This window comes from Eubacterium sp. BIOML-A2, assembly GCF_009680135.1.
Classification (GTDB): Bacteria; Bacillota; Clostridia; order Lachnospirales; family Lachnospiraceae; genus Faecalicatena; species Faecalicatena contortus_B.
The window spans coordinates 1-24,977 of record NZ_WKZK01000075.1 but is presented as its reverse complement, the minus strand read 5'-3'; the positions used below and the strand labels follow the sequence as shown (position 1 = coordinate 24,977).

At 41.8% G+C, this 24,977-nt stretch carries 23 protein-coding genes and 1 pseudogene; 15 read left to right on the top strand and 9 right to left on the bottom strand.

Features of this window, described 5'->3' with window-relative positions:
• Positions 1-79 precede the first annotated feature (79 nt).
• The 12 genes and pseudogenes from GKG43_RS20670 (at position 80) to GKG43_RS20615 (ending at position 9,213) form a co-directional block, all read left to right on the top strand.
• The gene (locus tag GKG43_RS20670) at positions 80-451 is read left to right on the top strand and encodes a phage terminase small subunit P27 family (RefSeq protein ID WP_243125885.1); all 372 of its coding nucleotides are present in this window, start codon (positions 80-82) and stop codon (positions 449-451) included.
• Positions 451-762: pseudogene (locus tag GKG43_RS20665) on the top strand (terminase large subunit); the annotation flags it as partial. The gene GKG43_RS20670 and the pseudogene GKG43_RS20665, both read left to right, overlap by 1 nt.
• A complete protein-coding gene (locus tag GKG43_RS20660) occupies positions 762-1,604 on the top strand; it encodes an ADP-ribosylglycohydrolase family protein (RefSeq protein ID WP_129879770.1) in 843 nt (280 codons plus the stop codon). The pseudogene GKG43_RS20665 and the gene GKG43_RS20660, both read left to right, overlap by 1 nt.
• A 5-nt stretch (positions 1,605-1,609) precedes the next feature.
• On the top strand, positions 1,610-2,278 hold the full coding sequence (locus GKG43_RS20655) for an SIMPL domain-containing protein (RefSeq protein ID WP_129879768.1): 669 nt from the start codon (positions 1,610-1,612) through the stop codon (positions 2,276-2,278).
• 97 nt (positions 2,279-2,375) lie between these two features.
• Positions 2,376-2,993: an NUDIX domain-containing protein gene (locus GKG43_RS20650; protein ID WP_243125884.1), complete on the top strand. Its 618-nt coding sequence runs from the start codon at positions 2,376-2,378 to the stop codon at positions 2,991-2,993.
• A 24-nt stretch (positions 2,994-3,017) separates the two neighbouring features.
• Positions 3,018-3,341, top strand: a complete 324-nt coding sequence (locus tag GKG43_RS20645) for a hypothetical protein (protein WP_243125883.1) — start codon at positions 3,018-3,020, stop codon at positions 3,339-3,341.
• 124 nt (positions 3,342-3,465) lie between these two features.
• Positions 3,466-4,860, top strand: a complete 1,395-nt coding sequence (locus tag GKG43_RS20640) for a zinc ribbon domain-containing protein (protein ID WP_173020131.1) — start codon at positions 3,466-3,468, stop codon at positions 4,858-4,860.
• A gap of 42 nt (positions 4,861-4,902) precedes the next feature.
• Positions 4,903-5,046, top strand: a complete 144-nt coding sequence (locus GKG43_RS20635; RefSeq protein WP_154253394.1) for a hypothetical protein — start codon at positions 4,903-4,905, stop codon at positions 5,044-5,046.
• 32 nt (positions 5,047-5,078) lie between these two features.
• Positions 5,079-5,543, top strand: coding sequence for a zinc ribbon domain-containing protein (locus GKG43_RS20630; RefSeq protein ID WP_173020130.1), 465 nt, complete (start codon positions 5,079-5,081; stop codon positions 5,541-5,543).
• A gap of 27 nt (positions 5,544-5,570) precedes the next feature.
• Positions 5,571-6,173: a zinc-ribbon domain-containing protein gene (locus GKG43_RS20625; protein WP_129879762.1), complete on the top strand. Its 603-nt coding sequence runs from the start codon at positions 5,571-5,573 to the stop codon at positions 6,171-6,173.
• 132 nt (positions 6,174-6,305) lie between these two features.
• Positions 6,306-8,972 (top strand): sigma-70 family RNA polymerase sigma factor, encoded by a 2,667-nt coding sequence (locus GKG43_RS20620; RefSeq protein WP_173020129.1) that lies wholly within the window; start codon positions 6,306-6,308, stop codon positions 8,970-8,972.
• A gap of 1 nt (position 8,973) precedes the next feature.
• Positions 8,974-9,213, top strand: a complete 240-nt coding sequence (locus tag GKG43_RS20615) for a hypothetical protein (protein ID WP_129879758.1) — start codon at positions 8,974-8,976, stop codon at positions 9,211-9,213.
• A gap of 105 nt (positions 9,214-9,318) precedes the next feature.
• Here the strand turns inward: GKG43_RS20615 and GKG43_RS20610 are convergent, their stop codons facing one another.
• The 4 genes from GKG43_RS20610 to GKG43_RS20595 form a co-directional block, all read right to left on the bottom strand.
• Positions 9,319-10,143, bottom strand: coding sequence for an AAA family ATPase (locus GKG43_RS20610; RefSeq protein ID WP_347562142.1), 825 nt, complete (start codon positions 10,141-10,143; stop codon positions 9,319-9,321).
• Positions 10,144-10,282: 139 nt separating this feature from the next.
• Positions 10,283-11,557 carry a transposase gene (locus tag GKG43_RS20605; protein WP_243125882.1) on the bottom strand — a complete coding sequence of 425 codons (1,275 nt, stop codon included), beginning with the start codon at positions 11,555-11,557 and terminating at the stop codon, positions 10,283-10,285.
• Positions 11,558-11,637: 80 nt separating this feature from the next.
• Positions 11,638-13,017, bottom strand: coding sequence for an HlyD family efflux transporter periplasmic adaptor subunit (locus GKG43_RS20600; RefSeq protein ID WP_243143848.1), 1,380 nt, complete (start codon positions 13,015-13,017; stop codon positions 11,638-11,640).
• 1 nt (position 13,018) lies between these two features.
• Positions 13,019-13,720 carry an ABC transporter ATP-binding protein gene (locus GKG43_RS20595; protein ID WP_055154351.1) on the bottom strand — a complete coding sequence of 234 codons (702 nt, stop codon included), beginning with the start codon at positions 13,718-13,720 and terminating at the stop codon, positions 13,019-13,021.
• A gap of 384 nt (positions 13,721-14,104) precedes the next feature.
• Here GKG43_RS20595 and GKG43_RS20590 point away from each other — a divergent pair, with 384 nt between their 5' ends.
• The 3 genes from GKG43_RS20590 to GKG43_RS20580 all read left to right on the top strand — a co-directional run bounded on the left by GKG43_RS20590 (position 14,105) and on the right by GKG43_RS20580 (position 19,097).
• Complete coding sequence (locus GKG43_RS20590) at positions 14,105-15,853, top strand: ABC transporter ATP-binding protein (protein ID WP_055154353.1); 1,749 nt, start codon at positions 14,105-14,107, stop codon at positions 15,851-15,853.
• 1 nt (position 15,854) lies between these two features.
• Positions 15,855-17,597: an ABC transporter ATP-binding protein gene (locus GKG43_RS20585; RefSeq protein WP_055154355.1), complete on the top strand. Its 1,743-nt coding sequence runs from the start codon at positions 15,855-15,857 to the stop codon at positions 17,595-17,597.
• A gap of 123 nt (positions 17,598-17,720) precedes the next feature.
• Positions 17,721-19,097 carry a hypothetical protein gene (locus GKG43_RS20580; protein ID WP_129879756.1) on the top strand — a complete coding sequence of 459 codons (1,377 nt, stop codon included), beginning with the start codon at positions 17,721-17,723 and terminating at the stop codon, positions 19,095-19,097.
• 818 nt (positions 19,098-19,915) lie between these two features.
• Here GKG43_RS20580 and GKG43_RS20575 read toward each other — a convergent pair.
• Genes GKG43_RS20575 through GKG43_RS20555 form a run of 5 tightly spaced genes read right to left on the bottom strand, consistent with a single transcriptional unit; the run spans position 19,916 to position 24,754 of the window.
• Positions 19,916-20,830, bottom strand: a complete 915-nt coding sequence (locus GKG43_RS20575; RefSeq protein ID WP_055155695.1) for a DUF6551 family protein — start codon at positions 20,828-20,830, stop codon at positions 19,916-19,918.
• A gap of 2 nt (positions 20,831-20,832) precedes the next feature.
• Positions 20,833-21,753 (bottom strand): hypothetical protein, encoded by a 921-nt coding sequence (locus GKG43_RS20570; RefSeq protein WP_055145197.1) that lies wholly within the window; start codon positions 21,751-21,753, stop codon positions 20,833-20,835.
• The gene (locus GKG43_RS20565; protein ID WP_044999283.1) at positions 21,740-22,156 is read right to left on the bottom strand and encodes a hypothetical protein; all 417 of its coding nucleotides are present in this window, start codon (positions 22,154-22,156) and stop codon (positions 21,740-21,742) included. The genes GKG43_RS20570 and GKG43_RS20565 overlap by 14 nt, the downstream gene beginning before the upstream one ends.
• The gene (locus GKG43_RS20560; protein ID WP_055145192.1) at positions 22,116-22,904 is read right to left on the bottom strand and encodes a hypothetical protein; all 789 of its coding nucleotides are present in this window, start codon (positions 22,902-22,904) and stop codon (positions 22,116-22,118) included. The genes GKG43_RS20565 and GKG43_RS20560 overlap by 41 nt, the downstream gene beginning before the upstream one ends.
• Complete coding sequence (locus GKG43_RS20555; protein WP_129879754.1) at positions 22,901-24,754, bottom strand: recombinase family protein; 1,854 nt, start codon at positions 24,752-24,754, stop codon at positions 22,901-22,903. Before GKG43_RS20555 ends, GKG43_RS20560 begins: the two co-directional genes overlap by 4 nt.
• Positions 24,755-24,977 lie beyond the last annotated feature (223 nt).

Below are 24,977 nucleotides of genomic sequence, written 5' to 3'. Positions count from 1 at the left end.
TCTTTCATACTGATTTTAGTATATCAGATTCATTAAAATCTGTCCGAAAAAGTGTCTTAATTTATGAGACCATTATAGAATGCCTGAGTGTCCGGATTGGTTATTGCTTGAGGCTAAGAAAGAGTGGGAGCGTCTGGCGGATTTGATGAATCAGATGGGTGTTCTTACAGAAGTGGACATGGCAGCATTTGCTGCATATTGCCAGTCTTACGCCAGATGGAAGGAAGCACAGGAGCATATTTCTTCGGAGGGTTCTACCTTTGAAACAGATAAGGGATATCAACAACAGACACCTTGGGTTGGTATTGCAAATACAAATCAAAAGTTGATGCTGCAGGCTGCATCTGAGTTTGGATTAACTCCATCTTCACGAAGCAGAATTATTGCAGGTAACGGCAAGTCTAAGGAACCAGAGGATGAAATGGAGGCATTGCTTGGGGGTGATTCTTAATGGCAAAGGAGCCAAGACCAAAGGGATATCCGAAGCTTAAGAATTACAAGCCTTCACAGTTTATGCTTCCGACTTCTCATTATGATAAGAAGAAAGCAGATAGAGCAGTTACTTTTATTGAGAATCTTTGCCACACCAAAGGTAAATGGGCTGGAACACCATTCTGGTTATTGCCATGGCAGGAGCAATTGATAAGAGATATCTTTGGAATTGTGAAACCGGATGGGAATAGGCAGTTTCGAACTGCATTTGTGGAAATATGTAAGAAGGTAGGTAAGAGCGAATTGGCAGCAGCTATCGCTCTTTATTTATGGCAAGAAATGGTGCGACAAAAAAAGAAATCAGAAAATATGTAGAATGGGAATTTCATTATGACCTGAGCAGATCATTGGATGAAATCAGACCATCTTACCATCATGTGGAAAGCTGCCAGGAGACTGTGCCGGAAGCCATCACTGCTTTTCTGGAGGCAGATGATTTTGAGGATGCATTGAGGAATGCTGTTTCATTAGGTGGTGATACAGATACACTTGCAGCTATTACAGGAAGTATTGCGGAAGCATTTTTTGGAATACCGGAAGTGTTTAAAGCCGAATGCCGCAACAGGATCGATCCGGAGATGAACAGGGTGCTTGATGCATTTGATGAAGTGCTGGGAATATGCTCCCAAAAGTCAGACGAAAGGATGCAGGGGAATGAACTGATCGAGAATGCGATTGATAACCTGTATGAAATGCAGGATAACGATAGCTTTGTGGATGTCATTACAGCTTTATGTTTCAGGATGAAAAGGAATGGCTGTGGAATGGTTCCTTTTGTAACGGTCGGGGGAACGATGTTTCCGGATTTGGATGTCTCCAGCCTGAAAAAAGGGGATGTCGTAACTCTTGATCATGAAGTCCGGTTCCGAATGGACACTGTGGCCGCCGGAGACGGCGTGGAATGGTTTTATATTTTCACGAGTGAAGAGGAGATGCATAAGAAGCCAGTCCCTGAAGTCATTATGGAAATACCATTTGCAGACATATTTGACATTGCCGGGAAGAATGACAAGGTTGCAGGCGTTGTAATCAATCCTTTTGGAAGGTATTTCAAGGCAGACAGGGAAGTAATTGAGTGTATCAATGCAGTATTTCAGAATATGGAGGATTAGCCGTTATGGATAGAACGATTCGAGTTACAGGAAAAGGGAAGATTAAAGTGAAGCCGGATACAATCAGACTCAGGCTTATGATGGAAGGAACATACCCGGAATATGATGAAACATTGAAAAGATCATCCGAAGCAGTGGATCTGTTGAAGGATCTTATAGAAAAACAAGGATATGATCGCAAGGAACTGAAGTCTTTGTTCTTCACGATTGATACAGAATATGAAAGCTATCAGGCAAAAGATAAGAGCTGGAAACGGAAATTTCAGGGCTATAAATATGTACATCGCATGAAAATAGAGTTTCCGGCAGATAATCAGAGACTGGGAAAAATCCTATATGCTTTGGCACACTGCCCGGTATCACCAGAGTTCTCAATAGAATACACCGTTTCTGACCCGGAAGCATCTAAAAATGAGCTGCTTGGAAACGCAGTAAAGGATTCCTTGAAAAAGGCATCTGTACTTGCAGAGGCATCCAACGTGAAACTTGGAGAAATCATCAGTATCGACTATTCATGGGGAGAAATTGATTTTGTGTCACAGCCTATACACGAGATGTCTTTGAGATGCTGTGAACCAGATGACTGTTATACCGCATCTTATGATATGGATATTGAACCGGATGACATTGATATTACAGACACAGTCACTGTTGTCTGGGCACTGGTGGATTAAAGGAAATCAAATGTGGCAGATGATAAGCCTGTTACGAAAAAGTGAAATATCTGTTTAGTTTTTGCAAAAAAATCACTGTTTTTGCAAAAAACAGTGATTGTATCTGGAGACAAAGGCATATTATGAGAAAAACTATACGTTTCCTGGGGATAAGCAAATCGGGGATGTTATCTCAAAAGTATATGATCGGATCACAGTTGCAGATATATGGATCCTCTATGGCGAAGTGGTGAAACACTATAAGAAAAAGAGGGCTGATATTAACAAACGAGTGAGACGATCCCTTAACCAGCATGAGGAAAAGAAAACGGAAACAGTTTGCTTCATGAATCTATGTATGGTGCAAGATGGAAAAGGAAATGTACTTGCACTGTACAAAGTAAATGACAGTTATACCGGAACAACGTTTCCGGGTGGGCATGTGGAAAATGGCGAGATCTTTACAAAGGCTGTCATCCGTGAAGTTTACGAGGAGACGGGACTTACGATTGAGAACCCTCTGTTCTGTGGCGTATATCATTGGAATAAATCAGGTACGCATAATGTGATTTTCCTGTATAAAGCAGTTCAGTATTCAGGAATATTACATAGCTCTGAGGAAGGAAGTGTTTACTGGATTCCGATGGAAGAGTTTAAAGAAAAGGAACTTGCCACTGGGATGGAATATGTTCTGCAGATGATGGAGTCTGCACAGATGAATGAGTGCTTCCTGTGAATATCTCCCCTTCTCAGGGAAGATATGGATGATGCGAAACGTCTGCAGCTGCGCAGACAGATCGCACAGGAGAATAACATCTCAGTCCATTCTCTTTACCGTTATGAGAAAGCATATGCAGAAGGCCAGTTCTCTGGTCTCAAACCGGCAGACCGGCAAAAACAAAGATCCCAGAGACTTCCGGACAATTTCGATTTTCTTCTGGAACAGGCGATCCAGCTCAGGAAAGAGGTTCCGGAACGGTCTGTTGCACAGATCATCTTCATTCTGGAAGCGGAAGGTTTGTTGCACCGGGGGTATCCCTTGACTATAAAAGTGCAAATTTTTTCCTGTTACCTAATATTATAATCTGTTTGTAAACAAAAGAAAATATAATTAAAAAAAATTGAAAAAAAGTAAAACCAAAGTCAAAAGTTAATCGTCTTATAAGTATAGACGCTAAATGAAAGTAAAAAATGGAGGAGAAGTGATTATGGATAAGTATTGTTTGAAATGTGGGAAAGAATTGAACAAAAATGCAAAATTTTGTAATGAATGTGGAACGCCTGTTATGGAAAAAAATGCGAAAAAAGGAGGTGGGAAGAAAATAGTCATGATTATGATGTGTGCCTTGTTAGCTGCAGCAGGCGGTACATATGCTGCTTATGCGGGAGCGGGCGATTGGCTAAAAGGATGTTTTTCAAAAAAATCTCAAGAGGAAACAAATATTCCAACAGAGACAGTTGATGAAAAAACAGAGATAACATATTCGGTAACAATTGAAGAAACAGAGAATCCAGAATTCAGTTATCCTGTGTTCGCTTGCAGCGTGCCTTCGGATGTGATTAATCAACTAAATGAAAAGTATAAACAGGAAGTCGATGGATATATTGCGGGGGCCGAGGTATCGCCAGTAGAGATAGAAGAAATGATTGTTTCAGATAATATATATGAAGTGGATTATCAGTCAGAAGACGGTGCGATTGTGGCGTTATCTAAAATCGGACATCTCTATGGTGGAGGAACATCATCTATGCCTTATCGTGAAGGAATTATCCTGAATCTGGAAAATGGAGAAGAACTGGAAGTGTATGAGGCATTGGATTGTACGAAAGAGATTATCGAAGTTGCAGCAAAGTCGGCTTTTATGAAGGATATCATGAAATTTGAATCGAACAAATCAGATTCCGATGGATATTATGACTACTATGATACGGCAATTGTTACGCTGCTTGATTCGGATTATAACAGCTTTACTTATTCGCTTTGTGATGAGGGGGTCGCTGTATCATCTGGAAAATGGTTGTTAGGACCATCGATAAATGAGGTAGTAGTTTCCAAAGAGGAGTTGAAGAATATGGAAAAAATACAGAAGAATTCATTCTCTCTGAGTTCTTCACAAGAGGAGGCATTGGAACTGAAGATTGATTTGCTCTCTGGGCCATGCAAACAGGATCCATGTATTTCAAATCTTACCATTGACTCAGCATTGAATTGTATGACGTATTTGCTCCATACATCGTCAGAAGTGGATCTTTCTAGTAGAGAAGAAATGGAGGGAGGAACTTATTATCGTATTAGCAAAGATGAGGTGCAGAATTATCTGAAGGAAGTATATCAGATGAATGTTACAAATGAAGAACTGGAAGAGTGGTCATATTATGATGATGGTAATGAAGACTATTATACATATTTCACTGGTTTTGGGGATACGTTTTCATCAACAACAATCGATAATTATCAACAAATAACAGAGGATATGGTAGTGTTTCGAGGTGAAATCGAGGATCTTATAGATGAAAAAAAATATAACTATACTTTGGTTGCTAGAATCAACCCAAATAGTCCGCTCTGTGGACTGCAGTTGATAAAACTTGATATTTACTAATGCTCAAACCTATTACGGTACTATTTTAAGGAGGAAAAAGAGATGTGTTTATTTTATGATCCAGAAGAAGATGAATATGATGGATGTAGAACACCAGCAGATTATGTTGATCCAGAAGAATACTATAATCCAGATAATTATTATGATGTGGATCGCTACTATGATAGTGATGAATGGTGGCCATAAGAGAAAGATTTAAGAAAGAAGAGGAAAAAGAAATGAGTATATTCGATACAATGAAAGATACATTATCAGTAAGAAGCCAGGGAGTTGCACAGAAAGTGTCAAATGCAACGGAGAGTGTAAAATTAAATAATCAGATCAAAGCAAACCAGAAGATGATTGACAAGATCATGTACCATGTGGGTGAAAAGTGCTTTGAGATTAATGGAGAGCTTGAAGGAACGCCATATGATGAAATGTTTGGGGAGATTCATCGACTTCAGGCAGAGAATAAAGCGTTTAGAGAACAGCTTCAGGTTCTGACAGTTGACAAGGTCTGTCCTAAATGTGGATTTCAGAATAGTGGTCAATCCAAATTCTGCATGAATTGTGGAGCAGTTCTGGAAGATAAAAATAACGCGACACAGGACAATGAAAACGGAAAACTTTGTGCTTCCTGCGGAACTGTTAATTCGGAAGAAGCTCTGTTTTGTGTAGAGTGTGGCAGCAGATTAGAATAGAAAAGGAAATTACGGAGGATAAGAGAAATGAGTAAATATTGTATGAGTTGTGGGAATAAATTGAGAGCAGGAAATAAATTTTGTGATAAGTGTGGACAGGCAGTTCCTGCAGATGACATTGAAATTAACAATGCCAGGAAGAAAGGATACAAAACAAAAGAAATAGGTGTTTTTGTGATTTTAGTAATTGTAGCAGTGATTTTTATGGGGGTTGCAGGTGTTCGTGTTTTTGATAATAAGGGATATGAAAAACCATTTGGATATTTGGAAACAGCTGTGAATAAGTGCGATGCAGACGCATTCATACGTGCGTTCCATCCGGAACTTCTTTCAGAGGATTACATTCCAACGGATGATGACATGGTAGATGAGTTTGGAAGATACGGAGCAAAAATTAACTTCGATATCATCAGTGCAGAGAAATTATCAGAGGAGGATCTGCAGACATATAGTGATCTGCTTGGCGAGCTGAAGGAAGGGTATCGGGTAAAAGTGGATTTTTCGTATGAAGGACAGACAGACATCTATTCTCAATGGAGCAGAGAGGAGTCCTATTCAGAAGTAAAAGAGGTAGATGTTGTAAAATATGACGGAAAATGGTGCTTCCCGAGTGAAGATGTGTTATGGTGATTATATGGGAATAAAAGAATTGATTCAGAGTATTGCCGATGAGTATTGCCTTTCAAAGAGTCTCTCTGAAAGACTCTTTGAAAGGATTAAAAAAATTTTAAACTTAAGATAAAGAAAAAGATGAGGACTATTATGAATTGTCAAAGTTGTGGGAAAGAGATACCGGAACAATCTAAGTTTTGTCCTTTCTGCGGGACAAAGAATGAAAATGAATCAGAAATGAAAGATATTGTTCGGGAGGCGATTGAGGGAAAGGTGCAGGCAGTTGAAAAACTGTACAACATGACATATGCACAGGGCTTTTCAGTGGCAATGCAGATTGTCAGAAATGAGCAGGATGCAATGGATTTACTGCAGGATGCGTATGTTTCTGTTTTTGAAAATTTGAATCAACTGAGTGATCCTGAGAAATTCAAATCATGGTTTCACTGTATTGTAGCGAATAAATGCAGGGATTGGATCAAAAAGAAAAAACCAGAGCTGTTTTGTTCGTTGGAAAGTGATGATGATGACCGGGATTTCGAAGATACATTACAAAGTGATTGCATAGAGTTTATTCCAGAGAAACAGGTGGATTATAATGAGACAAAGCGTTTGATCAAAGAAATTTTAGATAATCTTCCAGAAGATCAAAGACTTTGTGTATTAATGTATTATTATGATGAATTGTCTGTCAATGATATTGCAAAGGCGTTAGAATGTTCGGATGGAACGGTAAAAAGCAGGTTGAATTATGCCCGTAAAAAGATTAAAGATGAAGTCGAAGCATTAGAACGCAAGGGAACAAAACTATATGGTATTGCACCGATTCCGTTTATTATATGGATGCTTCGTGAAAATGAAGTGCATGCATCTGCAGGCGAGCATTTATTGCATGATTCGATCCTCCCTCAAATATCGTCATCATCGGTGAAGAAATCGCACACCGTAAAGCAGACAGTAAAGAAAGTTAAGGCTCCAAAGACAGTTGTGACAAAAGCAATTGCAGGAGTTGTGGGGGCTGCCGTGTTAGGAACAGCCGGTTTTTTTGCGTATAATCATATACAAGAGGAAAAGAAGAACCAGGAGATTGCACAGGAAAAACAGCAGGAAAAAGAAGATTTACAAAACCTGATGGATCATCTGGATTATGAATATCTCGTGAATACTGCGAAAGTCCTTCCAAATTACACGGATATTAGTGAAGTGAGTGATTACCACATTGAGTCAATGCTTGGAGATATTTTTTATGATGCATTTGTTTATATGGAAATCCATTCATATGACGAGAATTCAGAGTACGAAAATCAGGGCGTGATTAAATGTGATGAGATGCAGTATGAACGTGGCTCAGGGCTGTATGGCGGAGCAACTGTAACCTGCTCAGAGAAATCTTTGAAAGAATTTTGGGATGCAGTTAATCTGCCTGAAAGTCCAGAGCAATATATCGAGAGGATTTATGATAAGGATTATAGAGACATTACTTATTCGGATGGAATGTATCGTGTAGCATTATCTGGATTAGGAGGAAGTATTGAGGAGACTTGTGAATATATAAAGGCAGAAAAAGACGAAGAAAATCAGCAAATTAAAGTGTATTATAAGAAGAAAAGCTTTGGGTTTGACATAGATAAGGAAACATACAAAACCATTGTTGTTTGTCCAAGTGAAAATGCATGCGGGTATGAGATTGTTAAAAATTATGATGATCCGGATTTGTTCCAAATATCAGAGGATGAAAAGGGAGCAATCAGTTCTGCGGCAATGGTTTATGATGACAGTCATCGGTTAGCAGAAAATTTCCAGGAACGCTCAGAATACAAAATAGACTTGAAAAAAGATATTTCGAATGATGAATTAGCATATATTGCCGGTGAGATCGGATATAACAATTTATCGGGAGAAGAATTGTATGTTGAAGATATTGCGGTGGAGGGACCTCAGAAAAGTATCAGCAGTGAAAGCGCTAAGTTATTGTTGGAGGGAACTTTTGATTATCCGGTTTCAAGTAATGAAGATATAGAGAAGATATTCGAAAAAAACGGAGCAGACAGCTTCGTTTTAACAGGATTTTATTCTGGAAGTGCAGATACCTTATATTCATTTGTGGATGCAGAACAGACCGGAGAAAACGAGTACCATTTTTATGTTGCTGTGCGGCCTTGGGCAGGCTCGGATTATCAGACTGCTGCGATTATGGATATTACTGCAAAGAAGAATAGCATCAGTGAAATCGCGGGGTTCGTGTTTGAGAGAATTGAATTTACTAAGATTACTCGAGAAGCATGGCAGAACGCATACATGAATTATATTGGAGAACGGGAAAAAGGTAATGAAGCATCGATGGATATTGAATATAATTTAGTATATATAGATGATGATGATGTCCCAGAATTGTTAGTATATTCGGGATATACTGCTGGTGGCGGAAATGTTGTCACATATTATGATAATTCTATAAAAGATCAATATGTTGCAAATTATGGGGTGTCTTACATTGAAAAAAGTGGATTATTCACAAGTTCAGCCGGGCGAATGGATTCTTATGGTGATATTGTGTATAGGTTAAATAAAGGTACTTTTGAGGAACTCGGGCATGGGAAATTTGGTATTTTTAATGAAGTTAATCCGTCTGATTATGGAGAGGACAGGTATGAATATTTCTGGAATGACCAAAAAGTGACTAAAGAAGAATATGATGAAGAATTAAAAAAAGTGTATGCAGGGGATATAGTCGTCCCTGATGATGAAATGTATAGTGCAGAAGAAATAATAGATAAAATCGAAGCATTTTCTGTAGAGAATATGGAGGGAAAATAAAATGAGAATAATATGTGATGGTGGACGTTCATTTATGGTATATGAAGTTTTATATGCTACGTGGGGAGGAGAAATAGATAATCCCAGTGATTGGAATCTAATGTTTTCGACTTCAATGAGGGAAGATGTAATGATTTTTGGGATTTCAAAAGAAAAAGCAAACAAATTGATAGAGGAATTATATAAAACTGGATGTTGTGATATCAGAGAGTATCATATCACGATAAATCCTTGTTACTGATCTCATGAGCTGTCACCAGACTGCTCACACGAATTGTCATCAGATTGCTTAAATTCTTGTCATTGGTAACAGCGGGTTCACCGCCTGTTTCCAGGCGGTAGACTCTTACTTGGTTGCAATCGTGAGCATTTCATGCTCTACTACAAACTTGATCATATAGTCATCGACCAGACGTTTCTGCTGTTGGAAGGCATACATCAGTGCCTTTTCGCAAACCCGGTTGATCATACGGGGAATTCCGGCAGATGCCTTGTGGATCTCATCCATCGCTTTTTCGGTGAAAACATCTTGGGAACATCCGGAATACGCCATATGGCTTCCAATGTATTGTTCCGTTTCCGATCTGTCCAGATGCGGAAGCGTGCAGTACATATCGATTCTCTGGCGAATAGCAGCGTAGCGCTTTAACTTTAGTTTGTTTTCCCAAAGTTCTGTCTGACCGACAAGGACTACTGCCATGGGGCTGACAGAATCAAACTTGTAATTCAAAAGAAATCGGAATTCTTCCAGCGTTTCTTTTTCTAATAGATGAGCTTCATCAAGAATGCAGACAACCTTCTTGTGCTGTACTCCGCGGATGATTTCAATTTCCTGCTGGAGCTGGCGCTTGGAATCTCCTCGATAAAACCTTGATTCCAGACCGAGCTGATCCAGCAGCCCCTTATAAAACCATCTTGGAGTCAGCTTTGAGTCTGAAAGATAAAGAACGATGTAATCCTCTTTAGGAAGCTCTGAGTAAAAACGCCGGATCAGCGTTGATTTCCCACATCCGGAATCAGCAGTTACAACCGCAAACATCTGGCGGTCTGCCACATAGGATAAACGACCTAATGTTTCGCGAAAAGCAGATGATTCATACAGTTTTTCAGGCGGAACATCACGGACAAATGGAGTGTGTTCCATACAGAAGAATGCCTCATACATTGTCATTCGCCTCCTTCCGATAGGATGCAAATGAGATCGCGTCAGCCATCTGATGCTGTGTCTGTGCATGGCGGTTTTCCAAAGCGTCAAGAAAACGGGACGTGCTCGGTTTCTGTTTCTGTTTTATAGGAAATTTCTCAAATCGTTAAATATGATGTATAATAAGTTTGAATAAAAAAGGACATAACAAAAGAGCGAAGATGTGGACTTCGCGATGACGTTGATTATGGAGTTTTTTGTTGTTTTTTAAATGCACTATTTGACGATGTAGAAAGATGGTGGTGTGTGGAGTCATCCAATATCCCATTACCTTTCGATATTGTTCAAATAGTGCAATTTTTTTGTGGTAAACCTCGAGTACGAGCATAGAGGAACCGCATTTAGGACAATTTAAAGGATCATATCCAAAGGTGAGTAAGATTGAACTGTGCCAATCTAAAAGAGAACGGAAGTATTTACGCTTTTCGGGAGAGATACATCGCCGTAGTTTTTTTTCGTGCTTATGATGTTTTGCGTAGATACCGTAATATCGAAGTATTTTAAAATGTTTTTCAGGAATGTGAATGATGAGTCTTTTGATGAAATCCAAAGCAGGAACACATTCGGTGATTGTTTGATTGTCTTCATGTCTAGTGTAATGAAAGGTTACAGTATTACCGTCATAATCATCGATGCGGGAAGTGGCGATGACCGGACGACCAAGATAACGACTAATATATTTGATTGTGATATCTGGGGTGCAAAGATTAGGTTTGGCACGAACATAAAAGCCATCGGAATGGTTTTTGTAAATATCATTTTTAACTTTGCGAAAAGAAGGGCCTAATTTTTCTGTGAGTCTTTCAAGAAGAACTTTACGAAAAGCGATACGAAGGAAAGTGAAATCAAAGTGTTTAACAGTTCTCCAAACAGTAATGTTACCAGAACCTCCTTCAGAGATGAGAGCATGGATATGCGGATTCCATTTGAGATCACGGCCGAAAGTGTGGAGAACACAGATGAAGCCAGGAGTGAAGCATTCAGATTTATTCATCTTAAAGAACATTCGAAGAACATCGTCTCTAACAGAAGAAAAGAGACAGTTTAAAAGAGAACGATCTTTGAGGAAATAGATACGAAGTTCTTCGGGAATGGTGAAAACGCAATGGCGATGAACACACGAAACTAACTTGCAAGACATGTGAAAAGAACGTTTGAGGTTATACATGTTTCCGCAAGAAGGGCAAAACCGAGATTTGCAACGGAAAGGAACGAATTTTAGTTCACCACAATCAGGACAAGCGAAAAAAGCGCCGCCATAAGATGGGTCGCCACAGTGAATCATCTTAGAAATGTTTTCAATCTCGGTCTGACGAGGATGAAGTTCATAAATAATATGCTCGTAATAATCGGTAAAAATAGTTTGTAATATATTGCTCATAGCATTATTTTTACAGTATAGAAAAACAAAGAAAAACCCCAACCCCTCATGATTGAGGGGCAGGGGAGCTGAGAGTGTGCTCAGCACACTTTTTTATTATTAACGGCTATTTTATTGACCTTTGTCAGTTTCCCTTCGTATTTATAGTCTCCAACGGTGACGGTGGCTTTATTGCCAACCTTCATCTTTTCATAGTCATCGGGAGATACTTCGATTTTTACACGAACCTTCTCGGTACTGGCGATGGTGAACATGGCCATTCCCTGGGTGGCTGTGTTGGTCTGCAGCGCATCTACGGCTGCGATTACACCGTCCATGTCGGCCTTCATGCCTTCCCGGCCCTTTTCCACAAGCTCGGCGGGGGTCAGCGCCGTGAGTTCGGCAAGGTTGTCGCTGATATCCAGGTTAGCCAGCTCTGCGGAGGACATTCCGGGGTCTGTGGCCGGTGCGTTGGCCGCATTGTAAGCTGCTTCCCATTCTGCGTAGGCTGCATCATACTGCGCCTTGAGCTGTGCATAACCGGCATCATTCACGGGATCATTATTGATGCCAGGTGCCGTCTCGTCGATTATCTGCTGGGCATCATTGATTGCTTGTGCTGCATCATCGTATTTTTTGAAAATCGGCTGAAGTGCTTTAATCACAGCAGTGTCATCAGCAGTCCTCTGATCGTCTGGTTTTGCAAGTGCAGCCTCAAGATCAGCGCGGCGTCCCGCGTAGTTAGTATTTATTTCATCGATCACTGCCTGGTTGGTATTGATAATTTCCTGCTGTTCCGCGACGATTTTCTTCAGGCGTTCCTGTTCCGGGGCAGCGGCGTCTGCCTCTGCCTGGTTGGCCTGATATTGTGCATAAGCGGCGTCAACCTGAGCAGCAAGGTCGTTTACTTTATCAGCCAGCCGGTTGGCCTGGTCTGCAGCCTGTGCAGATGCCGCATTTGCCGCGTCAATGGCTTTGGCATTTTGTGCCTTTGTAGCCTGGGATGCGTTGAGGCTGGACTGCAGGCTCAGTTGTGCCTGCTGGTTGTCTCGCTCCAAATTTGTTGTGTCAAAGCTCACCAGGAGATCGCCGGCCTTTACGGAATTGCCCACAACAGCGTTGCAGATGGCAACGGGTGCGGTGACGGGAGAATAATAGGTCTTCGTGTTTTCACTTTCTATCTTTCCGCTTGCATTGTAAACTTCTTTAATATCGCCTGTTGTGACTTCAGCAACCTGCAGTGTTGTCGCCTGGTTGCTGCCGCTGCCAGTGGTTAGCTTTGAGGCCGCGAAGATTACTATGCCCAGAACTGCAATTACCGGGATGATGATCCAGGCAGGAAGCTTCTTCTTAGGGGGCTTCGCCGCTTCGGCATCTTCCAGTTCGTAGGAATCATCCCCGGAAAGTAAATCTTCATCGGTCAAATCGTTATCAATGGTGTCTAAAATTTCTTCCTGTTCTTTTTTCTTTTTGGAAAACATATTATGCCCCTTCCCTTTCTTCATTCAGATAATCATTTTCGATACGCCCGTCAATGATGCGGACGACTCTGTTGACCTGTTGTGCGATCTCATCATCGTGAGTGATGATAATAACGGTGCGGCCTCCCTTATGGAGGCCTTTCAGAATCTCCATGATTTCCTTCGTGGATTTGGTGTCCAGGTTACCGGTCGGCTCATCGGCCAATACGATCGGAGGCTGTGCGGCAATGGCGCGCGCCACAGCTACCCTTTGCTGCTGACCGCCGGATAGCTCATTTGGCTTGTGCTTCATCCGCGTGCCCAATCCGACCTTTTTCAAGGCTTCGACCGCAATCTTGCGGCGTCTCTGCTTCCCAAGTCCGCGGTAAATCAGCGGCAGCTCAACATTTTCGACAGCATCGAGATTGGCAATCAGGTTAAATCCCTGGAAAATAAATCCGATCTCTTTATTGCGTATATCTGACAATTGGTTGTCTGTCAGTTTAGAGACATCGTGTCCGTTCAGAAAGTAATTTCCCGAAGAGGGGACGTCAAGACAGCCCAGCATGTTCATCAGTGTAGACTTTCCGGAACCGGAGTGCCCGATGATTGCGACAAACTCGCCTTTTCCGATTTCCAGATCGATACCGTCCAATGCACGCACTTCGTTTTCGCCGGGATTGTAGATTTTATGCAGGTTCTCAACTTTGATGAGTGGTTCCATGAAACATCCCTCCATGATTTAGTGTAATGGTAGTTGTATTACTTAACTAATACAATATTCTTTTAAGATTAAAAAGTCAATACTTTTATGGAGAAAACGTGCTCAAAAAATAAAAAATTGATAATAGTTCAGGTTACTATTCACGGGGCCGTGCACCCCGCTGCACGGCATCCGAACAATTAAAGTGATGGAGCCGGGCATCTGGGCCCTCGCCCCAGGCGACTTTAAATGGCCCAGATGCCGTTACTATGCGCGGCCCCCGGGCCGTGAATAGTAACCAGTTCAGACTTGTCTGAACTGTTACAATAATGGGAAACATTTACAGTAGAGGTATTGTCTGTTACAATACAGTCGTGCAATATAACGGACTTGGAGGAAAAAAGCGTGAGAAGATTACTGCCGTTTTTAAACGGGTATAAAAAGGAAAGCATTATCGGGCCGCTGTTTAAACTGCTGGAGGCAACATTTGAGCTGATTGTACCGCTGATTATGGCACAGATTATTGATGTGGGAATCCGGCACCGGAATGTACCATATATATGGAAGATGGGCGCTGTCCTTGGTGTTTTCGGCGTGCTGGGGCTGAGCTGTTCGCTTCTGGCACAGTATTTTGCGGCGAGGGCGGCCGTTGGGTTTGGCACCGGGCTAAGGCACGAATTGTTCCGCCATATCGGTGATCTGTCCTATGCGGAGATAGACAAAGCAGGGAGCTCTACATTGGTTGTGCGCATGACGAGCGATATTAATCAGGTGCAGTCTGGGGTGAATCTGGTGCTCAGGCTGTTTCTGCGTTCCCCGTTTATTGTGGTTGGCGCAATGATTATGGCATTTACGATCGACGTGAAGGTAGCGGTTATATTTTTGATCACCGTGCCGGTTTTGTCCCTTGTAATATATGGCATTATGATGCTGACGATTCCTCTGTATAAAAAAGTACAGAAGAGCCTGGATCAGGTTCTTCTTTCTACACAGGAGAATCTGGCCGGGATTCGTGTGATCAGGGCGTTTCGAACACAGAATCAGGAGAAAGCAGAGTTTGAGGATAAAAGCGGTACACTGATGCGGTTTCAGCAGCGAGTCGGAAAGATATCGGCTCTGCTGAATCCCCTGACCTATGTGCTGGTGAACCTGGGCATCATCGCCGTTGTCTGGTACGGCGGGGGCGCGGTGCAGGCAGGACGGATCACCCAGGGGGAAGTCATTGCGCTTGTGAACTATATGACGCAGATACTGCTGGCGCTGGTGGCGCTTGCCAATCTCATCGTTTCTTTTACAAAGGCGATGGCATCCGCGGGCAGAATCAATGAGGTATTTGACCTGAAGCCGGGGATTACGGATGGCGCGGGATCGATACAGAACGGAACCAAAACGGCATCTGCCGCAGATCCTCTGCCGCGTGTGGAGATGCGGGATGTTACCTTTTACTATGAAGGCAGCCAGGAGCCTGCGCTGTCGCACATTTCATTTTGTGCAGGCGCGGGTGAGACGATTGGAATCATCGGAGGAACCGGCTGCGGTAAGTCTACGCTTGTAAATCTGATCCCTCGTTTTTATGATGTCAGTGAAGGCGCAGTGTGTGTGAACGGAACGGACGTGAGGGAATGGAGGCTGGATGATCTGAGGGGGACAACCGGCGTTGTTCCGCAGAAGGCGGTCCTTTTCCATGGAACGATCCGGGAAAACATGAAAATGGGAAAAGAGAATGCCTCGGATGACGAGATCAGAACGGCACTGAAGACGGCCCAGGCGCTGGAAATCGTGGAGGGAAAACCGAAAGGGCTGGATACCATGGTCAGCGAGGGCGGTAAAAATCTGTCCGGCGGGCAGAAACAGCGCCTTACGATTGCAAGGGCTTTGGTGCGGCGGCCCCAGGTATTGATTTTGGATGACAGCGCATCGGCGCTTGATTTTGCTACAGATTCCCGGCTGCGAAAGGCGCTCAAAGAAGACACATCGGGAATGACCGTGTTTATCGTATCCCAGCGGGCGGCCTCTATTATGTATGCGGACCGGATTCTCGTGCTGGATGACGGGGAGATTGCAGGCTGCGGAACGCACGGGGAACTGCTGGAGAACTGCCAGGTCTACAGGGAGATCTGCTACTCGCAGCTTTCCAGAGAGAAGGTGGGCTAAGATGGCACGAAATCATGACGGTACTATTAAGAAAATCCTGCGCCTGATTAAGCCATACCTGCATTATCTGGCGCTCTCGCTGGTCTTTGCGGTGATATCCGTTGCGCTGACTCTGTATGCACCGATCCTGACCGGAAATGCAATTGATTATATAATAGGAACAAATCAGGTGGATTTTGACTCTATTTTCTATATTCTGAAGATTCTGGCCGCTGTCATATTCATTACGAGTGCAGCGCAGTGGCTGATGAACCTGTGCAACAATACGATTACCTTCCGTGTTGTAAAGGATGTAAGGACCCGCGCCTTTGCGCAGCTGGAAATCCTTCCTTTAAAATACATTGACAGCCATCAGTACGGCGAGACGATCAGCAGGATTATCACGGATGTGGAGCAGTTCTCAGACGGACTGCTGATGGGATTTACACAACTGTTCACGGGGATTGTGACAATCGCCGGGACGCTGATCTTTATGCTTTCTATCAATGTGAGGATTTCCCTAGTGGTCATTTTGATCACGCCGCTGTCTCTTTTTGCAGCCAGCTTTATAGCAAAAAGAACGTACACCATGTTCAGGGCACAGTCTGAAGCGCGGGCGGAGATGACTTCCCTGGTGGATGAAATGGTGGGAAACCAGAAGGTCGTCCAGGCCTTTGGTTACGGGGACTGTGCGCTGGAACGTTTTGATGAGATCAACCGCAGGCTGCAGGAAGTAAGCCTGAAAGCCATATTCTTCTCTTCCATTACCAATCCCAGTACGAGGTTTGTAAACGGGCTTGTATATGCGGGAGTCGGGATTGTGGGCGCATTCACGGCGATAGGCGGGGTGATTTCCGTTGGACAGCTGTCCTGTTTCCTGAGTTATGCGAACCAGTATACAAAGCCCTTTAATGAGATTTCCAGCGTGGTGACGGAGCTGCAGAATGCATTTGCATGTGCAAAACGGGTCTTTGATTTTATCGAGGAGACGCCCGAGATCCCGGATTCCGGGGACGCCATAGTTATGGGGCAGGCGGACGGCAGCCTGAAGCTGGAGAATGTCTCTTTTTCGTATAGAAAGGATGTACCGCTGCTGGAGCATCTGAAGCTGGATGTGAAACCCGGGCAGAAGATCGCCATTGTGGGGCCAACGGGCTGTGGGAAGACAACGCTTATTAACCTTCTGATGCGGTTCTATGACGTGGATGCGGGACAGATTATCCTGAGCGGTCATGATATCCGGGAGGTGACCAGGGACAGCCTGCGGGCAAACTATGGGATGGTGCTGCAGGAAACCTGGCTGAAGTCGGGCACGGTTGCGGAAAATATTGCCTATGGTCGCCCGGACACCCCGCGGGAGGAAATCGTAGCTGCAGCCAAAGCCGCTCACGCCCATGGATTTATTAAGCGGATGAAGGACGGGTATGATACACTGATCCAGGAGGAGGGCGGGAATCTTTCCCAGGGACAGAAGCAGCTGCTCTGTATTGCGAGAGTTATGCTGAATCTGCCCCCTATGCTGATTCTGGATGAGGCAACCTCTTCGATCGATACAAGGACGGAAATTAAGATACAGGAAGCATTTCAGAAGATGATGGAGGGGAGAACCAGCTTTATCGTGGCACACCGCCTGTCTACCATACGGGAAGCGGATGTGATTCTTGTGATGAAAGACGGGAACATTATTGAACAGGGGAACCATGAAGAACTGCTCAGAGTGGGCGGGTTCTATAAGAATCTTTATGAGAGCCAGTTTGCCCATTAGTGCAAACACGTTGGCTTAAAATACAGTCATTTCCAGTTCACAGAAAAAACACAATTCTACTACATGGTATTCAAATTTTCTTCATACAATGGTGAGGTAATAAGGGGCAGAAAGGATGGTTGGATGAAGAAAAGGGTGATACAGTTACTTCTGGGGACCGCGGTTTTATTATATGTCTTTACCGGATGCAGCCATCAGGGGAGCACAGACGATAAAGATACGGATTCAGTAAATTCAGGGGAAGTAATTGTTGAAGAGCAGGAACAAGATTTTATAGATGAGGAATCACAGGGGAGCATTGAGTTAAACGGCATGCTGCAGGTGGACGGGAAGAGTGAGAACTCAGAATCGGAATCCATTAGTACCAGCAGCGAAAACCAGAATGCCGTGCTGGTAAAGAACGGAGGGACGCTTACCATGACAGACGGGAAGCTGACAAAATCGGGGAACACGTCCAGCGCGGATGAGAGCAATTATTATGGCGTAAATGCGGTATTTGCTACAACTGCAGGAAGCGAGTCCAGTATCAGCAAAAGTGAGATCACGTCGGCGGCCGAGGGGGCGACCGCAGTTTTTGCAACCGGGACGGATGCACTCATACATGCGAACCATGTGAAGATCAATACGTCGGGTAATTCTTCCAGGGGATTGAAGGCTACCTATGGAGGCAGAATTAAGGCAGAGAATATAGAAGTAACCACCAGCGGCACCCGCTGTGCGCCCGTGGCGGCAGAGAAGAGCGGCAGTGTGTTCGTACAGGGAGGCACTGTGCTGTCGTCCGGTACCGGCAGCCCATGCATCTTTGCGGCCGGGACAGTAACAGCAGAAAAGCTGGAGGGCAGTGCGGATGACAGCCAGATACTGATGATAGAAGGCGGCAGCACAGCAGTCTTAAACGGCTGTGACCTATCCGGTTCCGGTGAGAACGGTGTGCTGCTGTACCGGAGCAGCTCCGAAAACCAAGGGGAAGGGGCCTCAAACCTGAAAGCAGCTGATACAAAGCTGACATTCAGGACAGAAGGGCCGCTGTTCTATGTGACAAATACAAAGGCGGATGTAATTCTTAAAAGTTCGGAATTAAAGTACGAAGGCAATGTGCTGGCCAAAGTATCCGGCAACAACATAAACAACTGGGGAACCCCGGGCAGCAACGGAGGAAACCTGACATTGACTGCCATAGATCAAAAACTGAAGGGCAGAATAATCTGTGACGAGATCAGTACCGTGAATCTGAAGCTGAAAGAAAGTTCCAGCTTCAGCGGCAGCATCAACAGCGATAATAAAGGAAAATACATAAAAGTGTCCCTGGCGGAAGATGCAGACTGGAAACTGTCGGGTGACGCCTACGTAAATGTTTTGACGAATGCAGATCAATCCTGCAGCAATATAGATTCGGGAGGATACAGCATTTACTATGACACTGCGGACAGTGCGAACAGCTGGCTTGCGGGAAGAACAATCAGCCTGGCAGGAGGAGGGAAGATTGTGCCAAGGGGATAGGGGGCAGGGGACGCTCCATAAAGGGATAGCCGAAAGCCGTCGTAAGAACATACCTGTCATTATAAATTGCGGACACGGACCTAAGTAATTCTAGGCGGGAACCAGCCGTGAAAATGGAGCACAGCTGACACATCGTGAGAAATCTGATGATTTCTCGCGCTGGGTCAGCTGATTTTTTGATTCGGGATCAAAAAATCTCTCCATTTTCACGGCTGGTTCCCGCCAAGAATTACTTAGGTCCGCTTTAGCGATTTATAATGACAGGTATGTTCTTACGGCGGCTTTCGGCTATCCCTTTATGGAGCTGGTGCATCCAGCAGGGAGATATGATCCGTTCCCATTATATGTACTATATAATAATTATATATATAACGTATATAAGGATGGAAAATATAGATTAGAGGGAGGGGCATAGGAACGATATGAACATTAAGTATAGGTTATTGTGTAAAAGGTTAATAGAGGAAAGGAAGAGAGTAGGTGTCATTCAATATTATAATGTACTGTTCATAATGGAGTTAGTGTCAGATAAAGACATATGGGCTTTAGAACAGTGGATGAATGGTATAAATAACATATATATGAAAGATATACATAATTGGTGTAGAATACATTTTGTTAAATATCACACTGTATTTGTTTACAGGAAAGAGTATCCGGTAAAAGCAAATATTTGGAATGGGTATTCATATATAAGGTGGCGGATGGAGCGGTTGATGAATTTGGGATAAGATAAAATAGTGATTGCATGAAAGAGAGCCTTAAAGCAGGGTGTTCTTTTGAAAGTATGGATAGAATTAAAGGCTGAAGGCTCTGCGCTATTCGTTTGGCAGAGCCTGAGTATTCTCTTGATCCGTAGAAAATAAATCTAACTGACCTTCTGGAGTGGAACTTTGACCGGATTCATCTTCAGTTGATGGTTCTCTTTTTTTGGGTGTTTTATGAGTGTATAATTTCTCAAAAGGAAGTGAATACTTGGATTTTTTATTGTATTCTAGTAAAAGAGCTTCTGCGAATCCTAATGAACCGGCACGACGTTCTCTGGCAGTACGACTGATTTCTCTGACAGAGACACGCCCAACTTTTTCTTTGAAGGTGTCATCTTTCATTGTTTCTCCATAAGCATTATCCAGACGGGCAATAGCATTAAGCATATTGGAACTAAAGGACATAGGCGCACCTTCCCATGTGGCAACACAAAGGCGTAAAACACGATCAAGAGTGTGAAAACCATATTTTTCATAGATATTAATTAAAGTGGATACAGCACATATACCTCCGGGGCGAGAGGAAGAAGTAATAGTGAGATCATATGATTCAACAAGGTCACGAATAATAAGTTCTCTATCATTACCAGCTTCAATATTAGCCATGAATATTTCATAAGGTAATAACGATTTGACATATTTCATCTGATTTGCAAAAATATCTGCTTCTTGGGTGTAAACAAGATCATCATAAACCATACACCAGACAGGAGTTTCTCTTGATCCAGAGACGAGAGCAACAATCTCTATAGTGTGTTGTCCGTTGAACACATAATTTATCCCATCACGTCTACTTACTTTTACAGGGTTTATCTGATAAAGGTCAAAATTAGCTGCAGCACGCTGAACGTGTTTGATGGAAAGATTACGTTGATAATCTTGATTTGAACATAAATTTTTAATAGGTATTTGCTCAAAATGCACTTGGGGAACAAACTTTTGTAAATCTTCGGTATTTCCATCCATAATTATATTTCCTCCAATTTTTTTAAAATATTATTTGTGGTTGATATTAGACACATAAGCTGATATTTAAGCTTATATTTTGCTGTATCAGATGCAATTTTAAAATCTGAAACTTTTAATACTCTTTCGATAGAACTGTTCCACGAGGGAATCGTCAATGTAAGACTTGCAATTTCCGCATCTGGATCAAATTGTGGCAGGTTGCGTATTGAAGGAATAGAAACGGAAGATTCTTTCCTTAACATCGGTTTGGCGTAATTATTCCATAGTAATTCCCTTTTCATATCATGATAACTGAGATGTTCTATCTTTTCGGCAAGAAGGTAGTTATTTAGACTTAAAAGTTGCTCTTTTGGTAATCCTGAAAGCTCAATAATATTAGCTTGGGAAATCCAGAGTTGACCAGAACGAACTCGTTTGACAAAATCCGGAACTTTTTCATCAATTATATCTAGTGCACTACTGTAAGCAGAATATTTGTAAACGGTAGCCATTGCTACATTACATTCTTCGGATATTTTTTTTGCTGCGATGCTTGCACCGGAAATATGAGATTTATTCGTAGATGAAAGTTGTCTTGAAACTATAATTTTTTCAGCATCATATTTTTTCCCTATCAGGTATTTTTTATTGATATTGGTTAAATCCTCTCGTTTAAGTTGGTCAGTACATATCCATGAAATTACATCTTCTTTACTGGAAAAATGGAGTCTTTTTATTCGGAAAGGAATACTGTGTTTACGAAATAATTCATATGCTTCTATACCATTAATGACAATACCATTCCATGTGCAGATGGGGGTGTGATAGGAATGACATAATATCTGTTGTTCAAGTTGTTTATAATCTTTTTCACTGAGATATTGATACAAATTGGTGAATTCTAGTTTTGTTTTTAATGTATATATACTATAATTGCGCATACTCATCTCCCATTATTTCTGATTTGAATTCTGTTTGTGGCAGTTTTGTGATGATGTTATCCATGGAAAATAGAGCTATTTTTTTATCTGGGTAAATATTGCCTTCTAAACGAAAAATGTTAAATTTCTCCCAAGAAAGGTTAAGTTGGGAAAGTGAATATAGTAATTCTCGGCTGTACAATTCATAACTGTTACCATTGATGACAAAATAATCCTTAACTTTATGTGCCAATTTATCCTCCGCACAACTAGCCTTTATACCTATCATTTTTTGATCAGGATTAACAAGAAGTTGAATATATTCTGGGTTACCAATTTGACGGAGTGTATTGCGGTGGATTCGTATACGATTCTTTTTAAAGTCAATACATATTAGTGGATGGGAAGAGTGTTTGTTGTTCATAGGATTTTTCCTCACTTTCTGCTGTTGATGGTTCTTTTGCTTTTTCTATGGATTTATCAGTTGCCTTCTTCTTTTCTTGTATGTCAAATACTGCGTAGCCTTCAAATATATTGACTTGCATTGATTTTTGATGTTCTTCCACTGGAATACCGAACTGATTCTTCCATTCTTCAGGATAAGAAGGTGTCCTAGCAGTGGTTACAGTTCCATTGTCTTTTAGAGTACGAGGAAATATTTCAGGTGAAGTTAAATCGAAAATGAACAGTATTTCATTGCCAGAACGAATTAGTTTGCCGAGAATCTTGTACCGATAATTAGGATTCCAGTCCATGAGAGATATCACTTTAGCAAAGAAAATTCGACAGGTGATTTGTTTTGGCGAACGCTTTTTTCCAGAGGAACACCAACGAAAAGAGTCTTTTTCTTCTTCTCGACAGGGACGGACAGCCAGTTTTTTTTCAATGGGATTGACTAATATTTGCACATATTCGACATCGGGTAGTTTTTTTATGCAGGCGGTATTTACAGATACCTTGTAGTTATTAAACGTAAACGAAGGTTCGTAAATATGAGCGAAGAATTCGCCACGTACAACTTGATAACCGTCATAGCTGAAAGAATCATCGTCAATGACTTCCATTTGATTTGAGGGGCTGGGCGCGACTGTTATTGGCATAGGTGTGTTGATTTTCATCATATCAGAAGGTTCTGTAGTCATATTCCATTGATTTATAGGTTGCTCGCTCATTGGGTGTCTCCTTTAATTTCTGTAATAATATTCTTTATATTTTGTATAATGGTTTCTTTGGGAGTGGTTTGTAGCTCGGGTTCTTTATAAGGTTTACTTTCTGAAGCAGTCTGCCAGTTTTTGTCTGCTGTAAATTCTGTTAATTCTGGCGCTTGAGACTGAGTATAGTAATTATTACCGAAGCTATTCATCCAGTCGGCAGGATAAGCTAACACACTCTTAGAATCAGATATTGTATCAGGCATGTTGTTATTGGGGGCGGATACGTCGTTGGTACTTGTCGGTATTCGTATTTCTGTATCGTCCATGTTGAAAATAAGGACATTTTCATTGCCTTTTTGGTGGGCAACTCCTAATATTCTATATTTGCATTTTTTGTCCCATTTAAATATCTCGTATAATGTTGGCAAAAATGCAGCGCCGGAAATTGGTTTTGGAATAAGTTGACCATCTTTGAGACGTGACCACTGCACTTTATTTTTTGTTTCAGAGGAACATGGTCGGATAGCAAGTAGTTTTGAGCTTGGGTGTATTAGCAGTTCGACAAATTTTATGTTTGGAAATTTCCGTATAGCATCTTTGTTAAAAGAGATCTGTTTATATGAAAAAGAAACAGAAATCCGACCAACAGAGGAGAAAAATTGTCCTCTGGCAACTTCATAGTCTCTTAAATCGAAGGAACCGGCGGAAGCAGTAATTGTATCAGGTACATTCATATTTGCCGGTTTAAGGACGCTTTGAGATGCTTCAAAGTAGTCTCTAGCTTTAAATCCAGACCATCTTGGATTAATGCTTATAAATCCACTTAGAGAGCCTTCTTGTATCACATGTAATTCTGGTAAAATCTCTTTATTTCCATATTTCGCATTTGTAATTAATTTTTGAACAGCTATGAAATCATCTCGGGAGATAATAGCTTCGTGATGTCCGACTTTTCTGTATTGATTACGGTCTTGATTGTTTTTCCTTGATTTATGGTCAAGATAATTAGGAGTCCATGTTTTTCTCGCCAGAACATCCCCACAATGGCGTTCATTTTGAAGGATTTGTAGTATGGTACTGGATGACCAGACATCATTATTCTTTTTTGTTTTACAACCGAGTTCTGTCAAAGAATCAGCAATTTGTTGAGTACTGCTTCCATTCAGATACATATAAAAAATAAGCTGCACAATTTTAGCTTCATGTGGATTGATTACAAGATCTCCATTTTCGTCTCGGTCATATCCGAGCAGAGGAGGTGTAAGGAATATTCCCCGACGAAAACGCATTTCAATGGAAGAATTCATAATTTCACTTTTGGTATGACTTTCTTCCTGTGCAAGTGTTGACATGAATGACAGAATCATTTCGCTTTTGGGATCAAGAGTATTTAAATGCTCTGTTTCAAAAAATACACCGACGGGTGGACGGAGTGAAGAAAGCTCTCGTACATATCGGATACAGTCAACAACGTTTCTTGCAAATCGGGATACACTTTTTGTTATGATTAAATCAATTTTTCCGGCTTCACAATCTTCAATCATTTTTTTGAATGCATCTCTATGTTGAAGCGAAGTGCCTGAAATGCCTTCGTCGGCATATATTTCGACAAGCATCCAATTCGGATTTTTATTTACTACATCCTGATAATGATTTTTCTGTAATTCATATGAGGATGTTTGGCGTGGATCATCCGTAGATACCCTTGCATATACAGCTACTCGTAGTTTTTTTTCTGTTTTAAAAATATCCTCTGGTGGAAGTGCCGGAATTACTTCCAGTTCTTCTGGATCAATACCTTTGTATCTTTGCCGGATTCTGGCTTTCTGTTCATCAATATTACTGCTTCGTTCTTCACTTTCTTTCATCAATAGCGACATCCTTTATAGTTGATATAACTATCATAGAATTTTTGGATTGAAAAAGACATAAACCATCAGTTAAGTGATTAACAGATGGTTTATGTAGAAATAGATATTTGATTGTTATTGAATGATTTAATAATCATTCGGGTTATAGTGGCTCAGTTGTCAAGACAAAAATCTAAGATTTTTATAATGAACTGATATGGTGGACAAGTTACAAGGAACA